The following is a 538-nucleotide window of genomic DNA, read 5'->3' on the forward strand; positions in this document are numbered from 1 at the left end:
GGGGTCTCCTCGTTTTCAGTGCAATAAGTGACGGTACGCAAAGCTAGCACTGGCGCGGGGGTGGTCTGGGTAGACCGTTGATTTCATTGACTTTCCTGTTCGCTTTGTAAACGGGTATGGTGGCCTCCCACTTTTGAGGTTCACGATGCAGGGTTGGCACACAACGTTTTTGGGGATGCGTGGGCTCCCCCGCGATATCAGCGACTTCGAGATGAAGGCATTTTTCACCTTCGATGGTGCCGAGCGCGACGCAATCAATGCACGCCGAGGTGATTCCCACAAGCTTGGTCTGGCGCTCCATATTGGTTTCCTGCGCATGAGTGGGCGTTTGCTCGGTGCCTTTCGGGTAATTCCAGTAGCCTTGTGGCGCCACCTTGGCAACGAGCTTGGCATTGCAGCACCAGAAGTCGCCTCGCTGAGAGCCATGTATGAACGCGGGCGCACGCTATTCGATCACCAACAAGTAGCCTGCACGGTCCTTGGATTCCAGTGGATGAGCGAGCACCAGCGCCGCTCACTGGTACGTGAACTGCGCGAC

Annotated in this window: 1 protein-coding gene; it reads left to right on the forward strand. The window is 56.7% G+C overall.

What is annotated here, in order from left to right; all coding sequences use genetic code 11:
* Positions 1-145 precede the first annotated feature (145 nt).
* On the forward strand, positions 146-538 hold a 393-nt coding region (locus APY03_RS02060), incomplete at its 3' end, for a DUF4158 domain-containing protein (RefSeq protein WP_157103364.1).

The organism is Variovorax sp. WDL1 (assembly GCF_001541225.1).
Classification (GTDB): Bacteria; Pseudomonadota; Gammaproteobacteria; order Burkholderiales; family Burkholderiaceae_C; genus Variovorax.